The sequence below is a fragment of the Candidatus Margulisiibacteriota bacterium genome, from assembly GCA_041658645.1.
In the GTDB taxonomy this organism is placed as follows: domain Bacteria; phylum Margulisbacteria; class WOR-1; order O2-12-FULL-45-9; family XYB2-FULL-48-7; genus JBAZZV01.
Window position 1 is genome coordinate 212054 of record JBAZZV010000001.1, and the last position, 18067, is coordinate 230120.

Annotated in this window: 18 protein-coding genes; 4 read left to right on the forward strand and 14 right to left on the reverse strand. The window is 56.7% G+C overall.

Annotation, left to right across the window (positions count from 1 at the left end):
* Window positions 1-3 precede the first annotated feature (3 nt).
* The 6 genes from WC903_01105 to WC903_01130 form a co-directional block, all read right to left on the reverse strand.
* Complete coding sequence (locus tag WC903_01105; protein MFA5892554.1) at window positions 4-1362, reverse strand: sugar ABC transporter substrate-binding protein; 1359 nt, start codon at window positions 1360-1362, stop codon at window positions 4-6.
* A gap of 78 nt (window positions 1363-1440) precedes the next feature.
* Window positions 1441-2223, reverse strand: coding sequence for a glutamate 5-kinase (gene proB / locus WC903_01110; GenBank protein MFA5892555.1), 783 nt, complete (start codon window positions 2221-2223; stop codon window positions 1441-1443).
* Window positions 2224-2238: 15 nt separating this feature from the next.
* Window positions 2239-2475 (reverse strand): 50S ribosomal protein L27, encoded by a 237-nt coding sequence (gene rpmA, locus WC903_01115; GenBank protein ID MFA5892556.1) that lies wholly within the window; start codon window positions 2473-2475, stop codon window positions 2239-2241.
* Window positions 2465-2776, reverse strand: coding sequence for a 50S ribosomal protein L21 (gene rplU / locus WC903_01120; GenBank protein ID MFA5892557.1), 312 nt, complete (start codon window positions 2774-2776; stop codon window positions 2465-2467). Before rplU ends, rpmA begins: the two co-directional genes overlap by 11 nt.
* Window positions 2777-2788: 12 nt before the next feature.
* The gene (locus WC903_01125; GenBank protein MFA5892558.1) at window positions 2789-3088 is read right to left on the reverse strand and encodes a TIGR03936 family radical SAM-associated protein; all 300 of its coding nucleotides are present in this window, start codon (window positions 3086-3088) and stop codon (window positions 2789-2791) included.
* Window positions 3069-4769: a TIGR03960 family B12-binding radical SAM protein gene (locus tag WC903_01130; protein ID MFA5892559.1), complete on the reverse strand. Its 1701-nt coding sequence runs from the start codon at window positions 4767-4769 to the stop codon at window positions 3069-3071. The genes WC903_01125 and WC903_01130 overlap by 20 nt, the downstream gene beginning before the upstream one ends.
* A gap of 151 nt (window positions 4770-4920) precedes the next feature.
* Between WC903_01130 and WC903_01135 the strand changes: the two genes are divergently transcribed.
* Entirely contained in the window at window positions 4921-5724 is an 804-nt protein-coding gene (locus WC903_01135) for a PEGA domain-containing protein (GenBank protein MFA5892560.1), read from the forward strand.
* On the opposite strand, the gene leuS is transcribed toward WC903_01135, so the two are convergent.
* The 5 genes from leuS to WC903_01160 all read right to left on the reverse strand — a co-directional run bounded on the left by leuS (window position 5721) and on the right by WC903_01160 (window position 12821).
* Window positions 5721-8183 (reverse strand): leucine--tRNA ligase, encoded by a 2463-nt coding sequence (gene leuS, locus WC903_01140; GenBank protein MFA5892561.1) that lies wholly within the window; start codon window positions 8181-8183, stop codon window positions 5721-5723. The two genes, WC903_01135 and leuS, sit on opposite strands and share 4 nt — an antisense overlap.
* Window positions 8180-10975 (reverse strand): AAA family ATPase, encoded by a 2796-nt coding sequence (locus tag WC903_01145; GenBank protein MFA5892562.1) that lies wholly within the window; start codon window positions 10973-10975, stop codon window positions 8180-8182. The genes leuS and WC903_01145 overlap by 4 nt, the downstream gene beginning before the upstream one ends.
* 29 nt (window positions 10976-11004) lie before the next feature.
* Window positions 11005-11310 (reverse strand): MerR family transcriptional regulator, encoded by a 306-nt coding sequence (locus WC903_01150; GenBank protein ID MFA5892563.1) that lies wholly within the window; start codon window positions 11308-11310, stop codon window positions 11005-11007.
* 45 nt (window positions 11311-11355) lie between these two features.
* The gene (locus WC903_01155; protein ID MFA5892564.1) at window positions 11356-12057 is read right to left on the reverse strand and encodes a hypothetical protein; all 702 of its coding nucleotides are present in this window, start codon (window positions 12055-12057) and stop codon (window positions 11356-11358) included.
* Window positions 12058-12137: 80 nt separating this feature from the next.
* Window positions 12138-12821 (reverse strand): hypothetical protein, encoded by a 684-nt coding sequence (locus WC903_01160; protein ID MFA5892565.1) that lies wholly within the window; start codon window positions 12819-12821, stop codon window positions 12138-12140.
* Window positions 12822-12948: 127 nt separating this feature from the next.
* Between WC903_01160 and trpB the strand changes: the two genes are divergently transcribed.
* The 3 genes from trpB to WC903_01175 are packed head-to-tail and all read left to right on the forward strand — an operon-like array spanning window position 12949 to window position 15356.
* Window positions 12949-14121 carry a tryptophan synthase subunit beta gene (trpB, locus tag WC903_01165; protein ID MFA5892566.1) on the forward strand — a complete coding sequence of 391 codons (1173 nt, stop codon included), beginning with the start codon at window positions 12949-12951 and terminating at the stop codon, window positions 14119-14121.
* On the forward strand, window positions 14087-14827 hold the full coding sequence (gene trpA / locus WC903_01170; protein ID MFA5892567.1) for a tryptophan synthase subunit alpha: 741 nt from the start codon (window positions 14087-14089) through the stop codon (window positions 14825-14827). Before trpB ends, trpA begins: the two co-directional genes overlap by 35 nt.
* Complete coding sequence (locus tag WC903_01175; GenBank protein ID MFA5892568.1) at window positions 14817-15356, forward strand: HD domain-containing protein; 540 nt, start codon at window positions 14817-14819, stop codon at window positions 15354-15356. The genes trpA and WC903_01175 overlap by 11 nt, the downstream gene beginning before the upstream one ends.
* Here WC903_01175 and queF read toward each other — a convergent pair.
* From queF to WC903_01190, 3 genes are read right to left on the reverse strand one after another with little or no spacing between them, the layout of a single operon-like run.
* Window positions 15346-15678: a preQ(1) synthase gene (queF, locus tag WC903_01180; GenBank protein MFA5892569.1), complete on the reverse strand. Its 333-nt coding sequence runs from the start codon at window positions 15676-15678 to the stop codon at window positions 15346-15348. The genes WC903_01175 and queF overlap by 11 nt on opposite strands.
* Complete coding sequence (pyrF, locus tag WC903_01185) at window positions 15669-16442, reverse strand: orotidine-5'-phosphate decarboxylase (GenBank protein MFA5892570.1); 774 nt, start codon at window positions 16440-16442, stop codon at window positions 15669-15671. The genes queF and pyrF overlap by 10 nt, the downstream gene beginning before the upstream one ends.
* On the reverse strand, window positions 16439-17905 hold the full coding sequence (locus WC903_01190; GenBank protein ID MFA5892571.1) for a S1 RNA-binding domain-containing protein: 1467 nt from the start codon (window positions 17903-17905) through the stop codon (window positions 16439-16441). Before WC903_01190 ends, pyrF begins: the two co-directional genes overlap by 4 nt.
* Window positions 17906-18067: the final 162 nt, after the last annotated feature.

Consider the following 18067-nt stretch of genomic DNA (forward strand, 5'->3'; position numbering starts at 1 on the left):
GGTTTACCGCCTGTTGTTTTGCGACAGAATAGATTCGACTTCTTTCTTGGCCAATTTCAGTTGTTCTTTAATAACTTCGGGGCTGACATCTTTGCCGGAGGTGACATAATCCCAAAGGATACCGAGGCGCCGGGTCAGGAGCGGCTCCAGCAGTCCCCAGCTCGGGATGGCGGGATAGGTCTTGCCGTAGAAGACGGCTTCTTTAAAGACCTTGCGGTTCGGGTCGTTGGCGAAGTAGGGATCGCTGAACCCTTCCTTGCGCGCCGGCAGGAAACCGGTCACCTTGGCGTACTCCACCTGCGGCTTCTTTGAGGCGAGATACTTGATCACTTCGAACGCGGCCGCCTTGTTCTTGCTTTGCTTGAAGATGGCCAGGGTCGAGCCGCCGACAAAAGTGATCCTCCCCTTGGGGCCTTTCGGATAACCGACCACGGCGAAATTCTTGGCGGTCGGCGAATCAGCCGCCCCACCCTCCGAGACCGGGCGGGTGAGTGTCCTGATCTCATAGGGCCCGTCAAAATACATGGCGCAGGCGCCGCTGTTGAAGTTGGCGCTGACCTGGGCGGTGTTCAGCTCGAGGTATTCGATCGGAACATAGCCGTCCTTGGCCAGGCTGATGAAATATGATATTCCCTCATAAGCGGCATCGCTGTCGAGGGCGCAGCTCTTGCGGTCGGCGGAAAGAATGTCGCCGCCGGCCATCCAGATCCAGGGCGCCAGAGCGTGGATGACGTTCCAGTCGTTCTTGCCGGAAATGCCGAGCGGGGCCATCGGTTGGCCGTCGAACACGAGATCGGCGTCATAGAGTTTTTTGAGCGAGGACTTGAAACCGTCCCAGGTCGCCATATCACCGGGCTTGACCTTGGCCTTGGCCAGGGCATCGGTCCGGAAAAAGAGGCCGCGAGCGTCGACGAACCACGGCACGGCGTTAACTTTGCCGGAGTTTTCGATGCCAACCGTTTGCCAGGCGACCGGGACAAAGGCCCCCGGCCCGCCGAGCGAAGCGATCGCTTCTTTGGAGAGATCTTCCAAGGCCCCCATGCCGACGAGGGCAGAGACCCAGGTGGAGCCGACCTGGGCGATATCGGGGACGTCGCCCGAGGTAGCGGCGGTCGTGATCTTGCTCCAACCGGCGCCCCAGTCGACCGAGGTGATCCGGACCTTGATGCCGGTCTTCTCTTCGAACGGCTTGAGGATGGTCTCGATGTCGGTGATCGGGTTGAGGGAGTTAGGCATGACCCACATTTCAATGACTTTTTCGCCCCCGCTCTTCTTGGCCGGCGCACAGCCGGCGACCAATGACCCAATTAACAATGAAACAATGAACAACAAGGAAGGGACGGACATTTTTCTAATTTTCACAATGGAACCCCCTCTCTATGTTTTTTTCTTTTGGGACAGTAAAATTATACTACAAAAACGACGCTAAAGCAATGAAGGTTAACTCTTGGCGGTGAAGAGGGTGCCGCTGATCTTCTTTTGGGCGGCCCCGGCAATCAGCCCTGGTTTGCGGCCATTGATAATAGCCAGATCGATCCCGGCCTTAAGGCAGATCTCGGCCGCGCCCAGTTTGGTGATCATCCCCCCGGTCCCTTGTTGGGTCGCCGAGTGTCCGGCGGCGCTTCTGACCGCCTTATTGATCCGCTTGATTGCCGAGACCAGGAAAGGAGCGCCTTTTTTGTCCTTCATGAAGAAGCCGTCGACATCGGTCAGGACGATCAAGAGATCGGCCCCGACCAGCCGGGCGGTGAGCGCGGCCAGGGTGTCGTTGTCGCCGATCCGGATCTCGTCGACGGCGACGGTGTCGTTCTCGTTGATGACTGGGACGACCTTTTCCGCGAGGAGAGTGTGGAGGCAGTTGCGGGCGTTCTGGTGGCGCTGCCGGTCAGCCAGGGCGTCGCGGGTCAACAGGACCTGGGCGACGATGATCCCGCGCTCTTCAAACGCTTTTTCATACTGGCGCATCAGCCGGGACTGCCCGATAGCGGCGGCCGCCTGTTTTTGCGGGATGCTTTTCGGTTTTTCTTTTAGACCTAAGGCCTGCGCTCCGGTCACGATCGCCCCGGAAGTGACGATGATGACCTTTTTCTGTTGCTTGACCAGAGTAGCTGCTTCGGCGACGATCCGCCGGAGGTTCGCCAGGTCAAGGGTGCCATGGGGGGTTGTTAGCGTGCTGGAGCCGATCTTGATGACGATCGTTTGGTAGGTATGTTTTTTAGCCATAAACGGCCCAGCTTTTTACGGCTGGACGTTGATCCGGTTGCCGGTAAAGACCACCGTACCGGCGGTCTTGGCGAAGATGGTAAAGTCCGAGCCGATCCCGGCGTTCAAACCGGCATAAAAGGTGCTGCCGTGCTGGCGGACGATGATCGCCCCGGCCTTGACCTTTTGTCCGCCGGAACGCTTGATGCCGAGGCGCTGGCCTTCCGAATCACGGCCGTTGCGGCAGGCCCCGCCGGCCTTCTTATGCGCCATGTTTGATTCCTTCGATCTGGACCCGGGTGTAATTCTGCCGGTGCCCGATGGTCCGGTGATAGTTGGTCTTGTTCTTATATTTAAAGGTGGTCACTTTGTCATCTTTAACGTTGCCGATGACCTTGGCGGAAACTTTGGCCCCCGGGACGTAAGGGACGCCGACCTCGAGTTTCTCCCCGTCAGACAGCAGCAGGACATTGCTGAAAGTGACGCTCTGCTGGTTGTCCAGCAGCTCGACATCGATGATATCGCCTGCCTTGATCTTGTATTGTTTGCTCCCAGTTTCGATGATAGCGTACATAACAGTTGGTTATTATACCAGAAAAGCCGCGGAGATTGCAAGTCCCTTGGGGAGGGAGGCGTTAAGGCGGGCCATCAACTCGTCCGGTTTGACCCACTCTGACATTTCCAGTTCCGCCGGCTCAGCGGCCGAAGTCGCTCCGACTTTGAGCGCCTGGCCCCACGAGATCTTCATGTGTGGATTAAAACCCTGGGAGAAGGCGATCGGCAGGTCGGCCCGCCTGATCGCCCGCTGAAAGGCCCGCATCAGGTCGCGGTGGGAGAGATATTTGACCTCTTCGCCCTTGGAGTATTCAATCTTTATTCTTGGCACGAAGCAGGGCCTCCTTGCTTACCCCAGTCTCGATGAAATCCCAGGGGAGGGGCTGGTCTTTGGGTTTAGCGGCCAGATAGGTGTTTGGGTCGAGGCCGCAGTCGGCGAAAGCTTGCTGCCAGAGGGGGAACTTGAAATGTTCCGACCAGGCGTCCAACCTTGCCCCTAGTTCCCAGGCCCGCTCGATCACCGCCGTCAGCCGGCGGTCGCCGCGCGAAAAGACCCCTTCGAGGAAGCTGGCTTCCGCCTGGTGCCAGCGCAGTTCGATCCCCCGGGCGGTCAGGTTCTTCTTAATGAGCCGTTGTTTGGCCAAGGTTTCTTCGATTCCGATCTGTTGTTCCCACTGGAACGGGGTATGAGGCTTGGGAATAAAAGTGGAAAGGTTGACTGTGATCCGGACCCGTTTCGAATAGCTCCGGCCGAGCTGGTGGATCCGGTTCGCCAGGTCAACGATCCCAAAGAGGTCCTCTTCTGTTTCCGTCGGCAAACCAAGCATGAAGTAGAGCTTGAGGGCGTCGATCCCTTCATCGAAGGCCGCCTTGACCCCCTCCATGATCTGCGGCTCGGTCATGTTCTTGCCGATGACGTCGCGGAGCCGCTGCGTTCCCGCTTCCGGGGCGAGGGTCAGACTGCCGACCCGGACGCGAGCGATCTCGCGGGCCAGCTTGACCGAGAACGAGTTGGTCCGGAGAGAGGGGAGGGCGATATTTATTCCTTTGGCCTCGTATTTCTTGGCTAGGGTCCGGGCCAGCGTTTCAATGTGGCTATAGTCGGAGCTGGATAAGGAAAGCAAGGATAATTCCTCGTACCCGGTATTCTTGATCAGTTCGTCGGCAGACTTGAGCAGTAACTCCTCGCTCCGTTCGCGGACCGGGAGGTAGGTCCAGCCGGCCTGGCAGAACTTACAACCCCATTTACAGCCGCGCATGATCTCAAGCGCCGCCCGGTCGTGGATCGCCTCCACGAACGGGACGATCGGTTTAGTGGGGAAGGGGGCGGTGTCGAGGTCTTTAATATATCGCTTGGTCACTTTGCCGCTTATCCCAGGAACGTAAACTCCGGGAATTTTAGCCAAGGCTGGTAGTTTTGTGGATCGTGGTTCGTGGATCGTGGTTCGTAATATTTTGACGATCTCGATGATGACTTCCTCCGCTTCGCCGAGGACGAAGAGGTCGAAGAAGTCGGCGACCGGTTCGGGGTTAAAGGCGCACGGTCCGCCGCCGAGGATCAGCGGATCTTTTTCGCCCCGGTCCTTGCTGTACAGCGGGAGCCCCGCAAGCTTGAGGATCGTGACGATATTCGTGTACGTCAGCTCGTGGCCCAAACTAAAGCCAATGATATCAAATTCATTGATTGGTTTAAACGATTCCAGACTTTGAAGTTTGAGGTTTTCCGCCGGAGGCGGATCCGCCTTTGGCGGAGAAGTTTGAAGTTGATTTTCCATGTCCGGCAGAGGACAAAAGACCCGCTCGGCCAGGCAGTCCGGCTGGTCATTAATAATATGGTAGAGGATCTGCAGGCCGAGGTTCGACATCCCGATCTCATAGGTGTCGGGATAGGTCAGGCAAACTTTGACCGCGGCTTTAGCCCAATCTTTATGTGAAGAATGGAGCTCGTTGCCGATGTATCTGGCCGGCTTCTGGACCAGCGGAAGTATTTGATCCATAAGGGTTTCGAGCATAATTGCATTATAACACGCGGGTGTTATAATCGCGGCGGAGAGGTGAACAGTGGAACTTCAAACTTCAAATAATGCAAGGAAACCAGCGAATGAACTTCGCGGCCTCCTTGCAAGCTGGAATCCGCTACGTTTAGTCGCAGGATTCCTGATCTTGATAGGATTATCGGCCCTTCCCGGTTGGGCGGCCAAGGCGCCGACCTTCAACCCTGACGCGGCTTACGGTAAATTGACGGTTTATTCTGATGTGAACGGCGCGGACATCTATGTTGACGCGAAATATGTCGGCCAGGACCGGGCGACGATCTCCAGTATCCCGGCCGGCAAGCATTACGTCCGGGTGGTCAAGGACGACAAGAACATCCAGGACGGCATTGTTGAGGTCCGCGAGTCGGAAGAGACGATCATTGTCGCCAAACCGAACGAGGAACTGCTGTCGAAGATCAGGAAACCGAACCATGTTTTGATCTTTGGCAGCGCGACTTCGGTCGGGTACGGCGAGACGACCGGCACCTCAACCTATAATTTGACCTACCGGCCGCAATATGGTGTCGGTACCGAAGTAAAGTTTGTCCTGCCGGTGATCGATGTTAATCTCGACCTTGGATTTTTCCTGAATTATCCGGCGGTGATCGTGATTGGCTCCGGCGAAGCGCAGATGGCGATCACTTCGCCCTACATCACGGTTGGCAAAGACCTCTTCCGGGCCGGCCCGCTCAAAGTGAGCGCCGGGCTCGGTTTGAACTATGGCGTTTTTACTCCGGGCGGCGGGACGCTGATCAGCATCTCCAGCCGGCTCGGTTACCTGGTCTATGTTGAGGCGCTCCGCCAGATAGCCGAGGGGCAGAAGTTGGCGGTTAAAGCGGGGTATGTTACTTACAACGGCCGGAGCGCGGTCCCGGGCGACGTCACCTGTGCCGGCTATTTCCTGCAAATGGGGATGGCCTACCAGCTTTAGCCGTGGATGACGATGTTGACCAGCTTTTTCGGGACGTAGATGATCTTGACGATCTGTTTGTCGGCAACAAAGCTCCTGACCTTTTCGTTGGCCTGGGCTTTTGTTTTGATCTCATCTTCACCAGCTTCTGCCGCCACGAGAATAGTATCTCTCAATTTGCCATTGACCTGCACCGGGATCGTGATCTCGCTCTCCTTGACCAGCTCTGGATCGTAAGCCGGCCAGGGCTGTTTACAAATGCTATCTTTATTGCCAAGTTGGTGCCAGAGTTCGTCAGCCAGATGTGGGGCAAAGGGAGTAGTAAGGAGTAGGAGGGAATTGAGGGACTCTTTGGTCGTTCCCAGCTCATACATCGTATTGGTCAGTTCCATTAATCTGGCGATGGCCGTGTTGAAGGAAAACCTTTCGATATCTTCGGTGACAGCTTTGATGGTTTGATGCAGTTTTCGATTGAGTTTTGTGATTTGTTCATTGGTATTTGTTTTGAGGTTTGATGTTTGAGGTTGGATGTTCTCGGTAACGAGCCTCCAAACCCGCCCGAGAAAACGATAGCTTCCCTCCACTCCCTGATCGTTCCACTCCAGTTCCTTCTCCGGTGGCGACGCGAAGAGGATGAAGAGCCGGGCGGTGTCGGCGCCGTACTTTTCAATGATGTGATCAGGGTCGACGACATTCCCCTTGGACTTGCTCATCTTGGCGCCGTCTTTGACGACCATCCCCTGGGTCAGCAAGTTGGTGAAGGGCTCGTCGGTCGGCGACCAGCCGGCGTCAAATAAGACTTTGGTGAAGAAGCGGGAATAGAGGAGGTGGAGGATGGCGTGCTCGATCCCGCCGATATACTGGTCGACCGGGAGCCACTGCTTCGCTTTATCTTTGCTGAACGGCTCCTTATCGTTATGCGGGTCGGCGTAACGGAAGTAGTACCACGATGAACAGTTGAAGGTGTCTAAAGTATCGGTCTCTCGCCGCCCAACCTCTCCGCAATCTGGACATTTCGCTTCCAGGAAAGCTTTGGACTGGGTTAGCGGTGAAGCCCCTTCACCGGTAAATTTAACATCTGTAGGCAAAAGGACGGGAAGATCGGCTTCCGGGACGGGGACCGTGCCGCATTTTTCGCAATATATGATCGGGATGGGAGCGCCCCAGTATCTCTGACGGGAAACCAGCCAATCGCGGAGTTTATATTTAACCTGCCACTCGCCATACTTGTCGCCGATCTTTTCGAGGGCTTCGCTGCTGGTCAAGCCATCAAATTCCCCAGAATTAACCATGATCCCTTCGTCCACGAATGCTTTGTCATCGGAAACCTGCGACTGAACGTCGCGGTTTCCGGCTTGGATAACAACTTTAAGAGGAAGCTGGTGGGTTTTGGCGAACTCGAAGTCGCGCTGGTCATGCGCGGGTACTGCCATAACAGCGCCGGTGCCGTATGCCATCAGGACATAATCAGCGATCCAGATGGGGACTTCCTCGCCGTTCGCCGGGTTGATCGCGTAGCCGCCGGTAAAGACCCCTTCTTTGGCGGTCGAGATCGCCCGCTCGTGCGCGCTTTCGTGTTTGACCTTTTCTATATACTCTTTTACGGTTTTTTCCTGAGGAGTTCCTTTAGATAATTCCAGCGCTAAAGGGTGTTCGGGTGCTAAAACCATGTAAGTTACCCCGAACAAGGTGTCTGGCCTTGTCGTGTATACTTTGAGAGCCCTCACCCCTCTATCCCCTCTCCCAGAGGGAGAGGGGAGGGGGAAGTCAATCTCTACACCTTCTGATTTCCCAATCCAGTTTCGTTGCATTATTTTGACCGGTTCCGGCCAACCCGACAGCTTTTCCAGATCGGCCAGCAGGCGGTCAGCGTAGTCAGTTATTTTAAAGAACCATTGCTCCAGCTCGCGTTGCTCGACAGTCGTTTCACAGCGCCAGCACTTGTCTTCCTTAACAACCTGTTCGTTGGCCAGGACGGTAGCGCAGCTCGGACACCAGTTGACCGTCGCCTTCTTGCGATAAGCGAGGCCCTTTTTGTACATCAAAAGGAACAGCCACTGCGTCCATTTATAATACTCGGGTTTGCTGGTGTTGACCTCGCGGTCCCAGTCGTAGGAAATGCCGAGCCGTTTGAGCTGTTTTTTCATCCGGTCGATACAGCTGTCGGTCCAGGGGCCCGGGTGGGTCTTGTTTTTAATGGCGGCGTTCTCGGCCGGCATGCCGAAAGCGTCCCAGCCGATCGGCTGAAGGACAGAGAAGCCCTGCATCCGCTTGTAGCGGGCGATCACGTCGCCGATAGCGTAGTTCCGGACGTGCCCCATGTGGAGATTCCCGGAAGGATAGGGAAACATGACGAGGTCGTAATATTTCTGGTTATCAGGGGATCCGGTTGTTGGGATATCAGGGGTTAGAAAAAGCCGCTGCTTTTCCCATTCGGCCTGCCACTTTGGCTCGAGTTGCGCAGGGGAGTAGTCGTTCATTTTCCCCGCGCCTTTTTGGGCTTCTCTCCTTTAGGTTTGGGCTTCTCTTCTTTTGGTTTCTCTTCCTTTGGTGGTTCTTCTTTGACCTGAATGACCGGTAGTTTGCCTACCGTCTTGAAAATCGCCTTCCCCTTATCCTCTTCAGCCGAAACGATGTCGCCCGCTTTGAACTTGCCGGCGATCAACTCGTTGGAGAGGGGGTTCTCCAGCAAATGCTGGACGGCGCGCCGGAGCGGCCGGGCGCCGTATTTTGGTTCGTAGCCCTCTTTAATCACCAGCGTCTTGACCGGCTCGCTCACCTCGAGCTTGAGCCCGCGGTCGGCGACCTGTTTTTGCAGGTCGGTCAGGATCAAACCGGCAATTTGTTTCAGCTCATCCTCGGTCAGCGGGTGGAAGACGATGATCTCGTCGACCCGGTTGAGGAATTCCGGCCGGAAACCTTTTTTCAGATCGGCCATAACGGTCTCTTTGATCTTGTCGTAGGTCGCTTCGCGGTCTTCCCGCGCCATAAAGCCGATCGCCCCGCCCATAACGATCTCGCGCTGGCCGATGTTGGTCGTCATGATGATGACGGTGTTCTTGAAGTCGACCACGTGCCCCTTGCTGTCGGTCAGCCGGCCGTCGTCCATCATCTGCAGCAGGATATTGAAAACGTCGGGATGCGCCTTCTCGATCTCATCGAAGAGGAGGACCGAATACGGCTTGCGGCGGACCGCTTCCGTCAGGGTGCCGCCTTCCTCGTAACCGACATAGCCGGGAGGGGCGCCGATCAGCCGCGAAACGGTATGTTTTTCCATATATTCCGACATGTCGACCCGGACCAGGGCTTCCTGTGTGCCGAAAAGGAATTCCGCCAGGCGGCGGGCCACTTCGGTCTTGCCGACGCCGGTCGGTCCGGCGAAAATAAAGGAGCCGACGGGGCGTTGCGGCGGTTTCAGTCCGGCGCGGCCGCGGCGGATCGCCTGGGAGACAGCGGTGATCGCCTCGTCCTGGCCGATGACCCGCTTGTGGAGCTCGGCTTCCATGTGGATCAGTTTCTCGGTTTCGGCCGCGGTCAGTTTGACGACCGGGATCCCGGTCCAGTCGGAAATGATGGCGGCAATATCATCTTCAGTCACGGTCGGTTCGCTTTCCCCCCGGGCGGCTTGCCATTTTTCTTCCAGGTCCTTGATCTTCTTTTCCAGCTCGGGGATCTTCCCGGTGGCGATCGTCTCTTTCTGGGCCGCGGCCAGCTCTTTTTTGAGCAGTTTTAATTCCGCTGGCGGGGCGATGGTCAGCAGACGGACCTTGGCGGCCGCTTCATCCATGACGTCGATCGCCTTGTCGGGGAGGAAGCGATCGGAGATATAGCGTTGGGCGAGGGTGGTGGCCGCGACAATGGCCGCGTCGGGGATCTTGACGTGATGATGCTCCTCGTATTTGTCGCGGATCCCTTTCAGGATCTCGATGGTCAGCTCGATCGAGGGCTCGTTGATCAGGACCGGCTGGAAACGGCGTTCGAGCGCGGCGTCTTTTTCGATATGCTTGCGGTATTCGTCGACGGTGGTGGCGCCAATGACCTGCAACTCCCCGCGGGCCAGGGCTGGCTTGAGCATGTTGCCCGCGTCGATCGCCCCTTCGGCGCCGCCGGCGCCGACCAGGGTGTGCAGTTCATCGATAAAGAGGATGATCTGCCGCTTCTTAGCGAGGATCTCCTCGAGCACTTTTTTAACGCGGGCTTCGAATTCCCCGCGGTATTTGGTCCCGGCGACCATTCCACCTAGGTCGAGGGCGATGACTGTCTTATCTTTCAAGGTCTCCGGAACTTCACCTTTGACGATCCGTTCGGCCAATCCTTCGACGATCGCTGTTTTGCCGACCCCGGGGTCGCCGAGAAGGGCGGGGTTGTTCTTGGTCCGGCGGGAGAGGATACGGATGATCCGTTCGATCTCTTTCTCGCGGTCGATGACCGGGTCGAGCTCCCCCTTCTTGGCCATGGCGGTCAGGTCGCGGCCAAAGGTCGAGAGGGCCGGCTTGGCCGGCTTGGGGGCGGCGCCGAGGCCGAGCCCCGGGAAACCGAACATCTCTTCCGGGGCGCCGATTTCCGGCTCTTCCCCTTCCGGCAGCTCCTCCGGGCCTTCTTCCCCGGCGGCCGAGCCGAGCGTTTTTTCCGCTTCGGCGATGATCTCGCGGGCGACCTTGTCGAAGTTCACTTTCCTCTTGTGCAGCGACTGGGCGGCAATGCTTTCGCCCTCGCGGATGATGCCGAGCAGGAGATGTTCCTCGCCGACATAATTGAAGCCAAGTTCCCGGGCCGCCTGGTAGGCTAGTTCCAGGGCTTTTTTCGCGCGGGGTGACAGGGTCATCTTTTGCGGCGCACCCTCGCCGCGACCGATGAGCGATTCCACGTCGGAGAAAAGATTGACCAGGTCGACGCCGAGCTTTTGCAGGACCTGGGAAGCGGTCCCTTCCGCCTTGATCAGGGCGAGGAGGAGGTGCTCGGTCCGGACATGGTCGTGCCCGAGGCGATTGGCCTCTTCGTTGGCGACCTGGAGGATCTTGTTGGCCGAATCGGAAAAGTAATCGAAGAAGCGTTCCGACGGGCGGCGCTTGAGAAGCGAAGCGAAGAGGTCGGGAAATTCAAAGAATCCGGGGAACTCGGAGAGCCCAAAGCCTTCCAATCCCTGGCCGGCCGGCACGAAGCCTTCTTCGGCGGCGCACTGCTGGCAGAGATGCCCCTCCACTTTCTTGCCGTTGACTATTTTAGTGATATGGACCGAAGCCGGCCTGATCTTACATTTCTGGCAAAGCATTTATTTTGGTCCTCCCTCGTTATTATAGTTTAACCCAGCATTTCGTCAAGTAACCGTTCCAACTCAATATGGAAGCGTTCGGCCATGGCAAAGAGGGCGCTGACCCCGGCCAGGTTCAAGCTCCATTCGTCCATCAGGGAAGAGAGCCGCTTGACCATGGTCAGGTCGTGTTGGGAGTAGAGGCGGTAGTTCTTCCTGGTCCGCCGCGGCTTGATCAACCCCCGTTCCTCATAGATGCGGAGCATTCGCGGGTGGATGCCGACCAGATGGGCCGCTATCCGGATGGTGTAGACCGGTTTCTCGCTGTCATGCAGGAAACGCTCAAAGCTTGACATTGGAAACTATGATAAACCTTATCAATGAAAATGTCAACCATTCAGTTAGAAGCCGGGGTCGAAGAGGCTGTCCGGGAGGCCGCTGTTAATGACCAGTTTCTGACCGCTCAAGTTAAAGACCAGGCCGACCAGTGAACCGGAAAAGATCTCGAGGGCTGATTTGCCGTAGCAGGTGTAGGGGACAGTGATCCCGTTGACCGTCTCGTATTTGAGATTGACCCGGCCGCTCAAGCCGCCATTCAAGGTCAGGTCCATCGCGGTCAGGAGGCAGTTGACCGGGTCGATCCGAAAGAGGACTTTCCGTACGTTCTTCAAGGTCCCCGGTTTGGGGATCCCTGCCAGGACCACTTCGGTCGAGCTCTCTTTTATGGTCTTGAGCCGAAAGTTGTAGGTCATCAGCTTAGGGTTGAACCCGGGGGTGAAATCGGGGGCGTGGAGGAGGGTGACGTAGAAACGTTTTCCCTGGCCGTCGATCTTCCTGATCCGGTTCCCGCGGATGAAGTAGGTCTCTTTGCCGACGATCGCTTTGACCTTGTCGGGGGCCTTGAACCAGAGATAACCGGTCTGGCGGTTAAGCCCGCCGCAACCGAGAAGCTGGAGCGAGGTATCAAGGGTGATCTCGGTCCGGCCATCCTTCATCCGGGAAAAATTGGCGTTCAGTTTATCCACCAGTTCTTCCGGGGTTAAGGCGGAGAGAGGCGCGATCAACACCAGGCAGAGGGTAATAAGCGTGGCAAGCTGTTTCACGTTTTTATTATAACATAACAAAAAGAAAAGCCCTCCGCGAGGGAGGGCTTTGTTTCTTGAGACAGCTGGTTGTTTAGCTATTAGATAGCATACGCTACGGAGAGCCCGATCTGTCCGCTGGTATAAACGGTCCCGCCGTTCGGGGTGATCGACTGCATCGTATATTCAACAAAGACCGCCCCTTGCTTCGACCAGGCGATCGCGCTGCCGACTGTCAGGTCAAGCTGGGTTGATGTGGTCGCGCCGCCAGAGGCGCTGCTGCGATAAACCAATCCACCATAAGGGACGAAAGGAATTATCACCTTGCTGACGCCAACCCCGGCCAAAATCTGTGACCCATTGGCCGTTGTATTGCCGCCCAGGATCGCCGGCGCGGTGGTGTTGGTCGTGAGCGCTTTATAACCCCCTCCAACTCCAACCGAGACTGGCATGTCTTTCCCCTCTTCAATGATCGCGTACTTTGCCGTCAGCCCGAGCGCGGTCAGCGTTGTCGCCAGTTGGACTCCGGCGACTGATGGCAGGCCGCCCATCGAGGCCGTGCCGAGGTTGAGATAAAGGTCAAGCTTGTCGGTTGCTCCATAAGCCGCGTAACAGCCAAGAGAAGTAAGGTTGTAGCTGGTATTGTTTGTAACGTTTAAATCCTGCATGGCCGCTCCGGCAAACGCCCATTTACCCTGGCCAATCGGATTGGCGGTGGTCAAGAGCTCGGCGGAAGCGACGGAAACCAGGATAACAACAGAAAGAAGCGCGACTAAAATCTTCATTTTTTACCTCCTGAAAATATTAGGGGCCAAGGTTTTATCGGGCTCACCCCCCTTGCAGGTAATTATAATGGCTCCAATTAAGTTTGCAAGCGCTTTTTCGATAAACTATAATAAAGCCAACATGGTTATGCCTAACTTCTTTTCCCTCCCTGACGCCACCGGCCATTTTGGCCAATTCGGCGGGCGCTATGCGCCGGAAACCTTGATGGCACCGCTGGAAGAATTGACCACCGCCTACCTGACGGCCAAAGCCGATCCAAAATTCCAGGCGGAACTTGACGCGTTCCTGGAGTCCTACGCCGGACGGCCAACTCCGTTGTATTATGCCGAGCGGTTGAGCGCCCTACTGGGCGGAGCGAAGATATATCTCAAGCGGGAAGACCTCGCCCACACCGGTTCGCATAAGATCAATAATGTCCTGGGGCAAGCCCTCCTGGCCAGGCGGATGGGGAAACACCGGGTGATCGCCGAGACCGGAGCGGGGCAACATGGGGTGGCGACCGCGACGGCGGCGACCCTGTTCGGTCTGGAGTGCGTCGTCTACATGGGCGAAGAAGATGTTCACCGCCAGGCGCTTAATGTTTTCCGGATGCAATTACTCGGCGCGACAGTTGTCCCGGTCAAAAGCGGGAGCCGGACGCTCAAGGACGCGGTCAATGAGGCCTTCCGTGATTGGATGGCCAACCCTGACGATACATACTATTGTCTTGGCTCCGTGATGGGCCCGCACCCGTATCCGATGATGGTGCGCGATTTCCAGTCGGTCATCGGGCGGGAGGCCAAGGGCCAGCATTTTGCTCTGGAAAAGAGAGAGCCGGACTACCTGGTCGCCTGTGTCGGCGGCGGGAGTAACTCGATCGGGCTCTTTTATCCCTTCCTGGAAGAACCGACGGTCAAGATCGTCGGGGTGGAGGCGGCCGGCGCCGCTTCGCTTACTCGGGGTAAGATCGGCGTCCTCCACGGTGCCAAAGCTTATGTTCTGCAAACGAAGAGCGGCCAGATCGAGACGACCCACTCGGTCTCGGCGGGGCTTGATTATTCCGGCGTCGGACCGGAGCACAGTTATCTCAAAGAAACCGGCCGGGCCGAGTATGTTACGATCAACGACCGGGAGGCGCTGGCCGGCTTCCGGCTCCTCTCCCGGACGGAGGGGATCATCCCGGCGCTGGAATCGTCTCACGCCATTGCTCACTTGAAAAAACTGGCTCCCCAGCTGGGCCGGGACCAAACGATCATCGTTTGTTTGTCGGGTAGAGGAGATAAAGATGTCGAAACTGTCAGAAGCCTTTTCAAAACGTAAAGCATTAATAACCTATATCACCGCCGGTGACCCCTCGCTGGCGGTGTCGGAAAAACTGGTCTATCAGCTGGCGGCGGCCGGCGCGGATATTATTGAGCTGGGTATCCCTTTCTCCGATCCGCTGGCCGACGGCCCGGTCATCCAGGCCTCGCATGTCCGGGCCCTCAAAAAGAATGTTACTCTGGCGGATGTTTTTAAACTGGTCAAGAAAGTCCGGCGGAAGAGCGCGGTCCCGCTCTGCTTTATGCTCGCCTACAATCTCGTTTATCAATATGGCGAAAATAAGTTCTACGCCGATTGCGAGCGGTTTGGCGTAGACGGCGTGATAATCCCGGATTTACCGCCGGAAGAGTCGACAGTCGACCAAATATATTTAGTCGCGCCCACTAGTTCTGATGCCCGGATCAAGCTGATCACCGCCCGGTCGTCCGGGTTCGTTTACCTCGTTTCCCTCAAGGGAGTGACGGGGAAGAGGGTGGGGGTGGCGGGGAATATTGCCGAGCTGGTCGCCCGGGTTCGCCGGCAGACCAAGTTGCCGCTGGCGGTCGGGTTTGGCGTTTCCACGCCAGTCCAAGCCAAAGAGATCGCTAGGTACGCCGACGGCGTGATCGTCGGGTCGGCCCTGGTTGACCTGATCGCCAAGAAGAAGGTTGGCCAGATGATCAAGCTGGTCGAGAAATTGCGAGACGCCTTAGATGCTGGCTAACCTGGCCTATCGTTGGAAACAGTTCTGGTTCGGGATGACCGCGGTTTACGGCGAAGCGGACGAGGCCTTTGCCCGGAGCTATCTCAACGCCGAGGAGATGGAACTGTTCAACCAGCTGCCGGGGTTCGAGAAAAAGCACGCGGTGATCGTGGCCCGCAAGATGCTCGAGCTGGCTCTTTATAATCCCGAGCTTGATCCGCAGAAGCTGGTCAAGCTTGGTTTGCTCCACGACATCGGGAAGGTGGCGGAAAGAAATTCTGTCCTGACTAAGTCGTGGTTGGTCATTTTTCGTTTCTTTTTCCCAGGACTATACGCCTGGTTGGCCGAACAGGGGAAAACCAACCGGCTCTGGCGCCGCTACTACATCCACAAGCACCATGGGGCGATCGGATCAGAAATGCTGGCGCGGTTGGGGGAATCTTCCGAGATCGTCCTGATGGTCAAGAAACACGATCCCCGCGTCGAGCCCTTTGCGGAAGACGACCCCATTGAATTAAAAATACTACAGCAGGCTGATTCTACATACTAGCTGTTACCGTCGTCATGATCCCGCCGCGGACGCTGAATTCGCCGATTATTTTGGCCGAGCGGGGGCGGCAGGCGGCGACAAAGTCATCCAGTATTTTGTTAATGACATGCTCGTGGAAAGCACCGACATTGCGGTAGGAGATAAAATACAGCTTCAGCGACTTCAACTCCACTAATTTCTTCCCCGGGACGTAATCGATCAGGATCGTGGCAAAATCCGGCAAGCCGGTCTTCGGGCAAACACAAGTAAACTCCGGGAACTCGATATTTACCGTGTACTCCCGATCGGGATATTGATTGTCCACAACTTCGATCAGCGCCATTGGTTAATCTCGTCCCTTAGCTTTTTCGCTTCGGCTCCCGGGTCAGCGGCGTAAATGATACTGCGTGAAGCGTTAATGATCGCCCGCTGGCCGCCAAACTTAACGGCGGCTTTGAGGTCGCCCCCTTGCGCCCCGACGCCCGGGATCAAGATCGGCATCTCGCCGGCGAGCGCCTTGATCTCCTTCAGCTCTTCCGGTTTGGTCGCGCCGACCACCAGGCCGCAGTTGCCGTAGTGGTTCCATTCTTTAACATGTTTGGCGACCGAAATATAGAGTGGCTCTTTCCCCGCTGCCTGAAAGTCTTTTCCCCCCACGTTGGAGGTCAAACAGAGGATAAAAACCCCTTTTTCCTGATAATCGAGGAACGGCTGGACCGAGTCGTGGCCCATATACGGGTTGACGGTCGTGGCATCGGCTTTGCAGGCGTCAAAGACGCTTTTAGCATAGGCCGCCGAGGAGTGTCCGACGTCGCCCCGCTTGGCGTCGAGGATGACCGGTACTTTCGTCTCCTGATGGATGAACTCGATCGTTTTGAGGAGGGCGCTTAAGCCGTAAACACCGTACATTTCGTAGAAGGCGCTGTTCGGCTTGTAGGCGCAGACCTGATCCTTGGTCGCGGCAATGATCTCGCGGTTGAAATTAAAGATCGGATCGTCGCTCGATAAATATTTCTGGGGGAAGCGGCTAAGGTCAACATCCAGGCCGACGCAGAGTTGGGAATTGTTTTGGGTGATGGCCCGGTCGAGCTGTTCGACGAACTTCATTGCGCGGCGGGTGGTAATTCGACCTCAACCTCAAACTCGGCGTCGCGTTCGGCTTTGGCCCGCTCTTTGTCGGCGATCATGTCGCCGATGGTGATCTTCTTTTCTTCGACCGGCGGATTGGCGGCGGCCTTATTCGCTTCCCGTTCCTCCGCGACCCGGACCGCTTTCATCGAGAGGCCGATCCGCTGTTCGTCGGGGAGGACGCGGAGGATCTTGACGTCAACCACGTCGCCGATCTTCCCGGCATCTTCCGGTTTCTCGACCGGCTCTTTGGACATCTCGGAGATATGGATCAACCCCTCCAGCCCCTGTTCCAATTCGGCAAAAGCGCCGAACTTGGCGAAGCGGAGGATCTTGGCTTTAACTATCTGGCCGGGCTTGTAGAGCTGGGTCGCGTTGGCCCAAGGGTCCGGCTGCAATTCCTTCAATCCCAGCGAAACCTTTTTGCTGATCTTGTCGACCCCGAGGACGAAAACATCTAACTCCTGGCCGGTCTTGACCACTTCCGAGGGGTGCTTGACCCGCTTCCAGGATAGTTCGGTCAGGTGGATCAGTCCCTCTACGCCGCCCAGATCGACAAAGGCGCCGAAAGTTTTGAGATTAACGACCTTGCCGTGGCGGACCTGTCCCACTTCGAGTTCGTTGAAGAGCTTGTTCGTGTCGACCTGGCCTTTTTGGCCGGCGGCCTGCTTGTGCGAAAGGACGATCTTCCCCTGCCGGCTATTGACCTCAATGACCTTGACGGGGATCGTCTGGTCGGCGAGACTTTCGAGAGTTGCTCCGGCCGGCAGGCTGACCTGGGACGCCGGGACAAAGCCGCGCAGACCGTCGCAATCGACGACCAGTCCGCCGCGCAGGACCTGGATGACCTGGCCGGACAGGACCGTGTGATCGCGGAAGGCGTCCTGGGCAATTTTCCATTTGACCTCGAAGTCGGCCTTGCGCTTGGAGAGGACGACATAGCCTTCTTTGTTCTCGAGGTTCTCGATCAGAACGTTGATGATCTCGCCGACCTTGAGATGCTCGTCCGAGGCCCGGTCGGTGATCTCTTCGGGGAGGATCAGCCCGTCGGCCTTATAATTGATGTCGACCAGGATACCGGAAGGGTCAACTTTAAGGACTTTCCCCTTAACAATATCGCCGATCTTATATTCCTTGAAGGTCGCCTCATAACCGGAGGCCTGGGGGACTTCCTTGGCCGGGCCGCTGGCGACCGGTTTCGGAGCGACCGGAGCCGCCACCGGTTGCGCCGGTTTAGGCGGGGTGAAGGTGGTCGCCCGGAATTCTTCTTTTCTCGGTTCAGCCGTGACTGGGACAGGGGTCGTCAGCGGGGTCGCGGCCTGGGCCGGCTTTTCCAGCTTTTTGCTTTCGGCCAGGGTTTGGCGGATCAGCTCTTCGACCTCGGAAAACTCGGCTGAACCCTTGGTCTTGTCAATGGAAGTGGCTTTGTATTCTTCGGCCATGATGGGGAAATAATAGCATAAAACTTGGAAGATTTCAATATGTTTCTATCTTGGGTTGACAGGAATAATATCGATATTTCGCCGGTTGTGACGAAATATCGCCAGGTTAGGTCGCGATCTTAAATCAATATTTTGCGTAAAAATGGATAATAATGGCTTTGC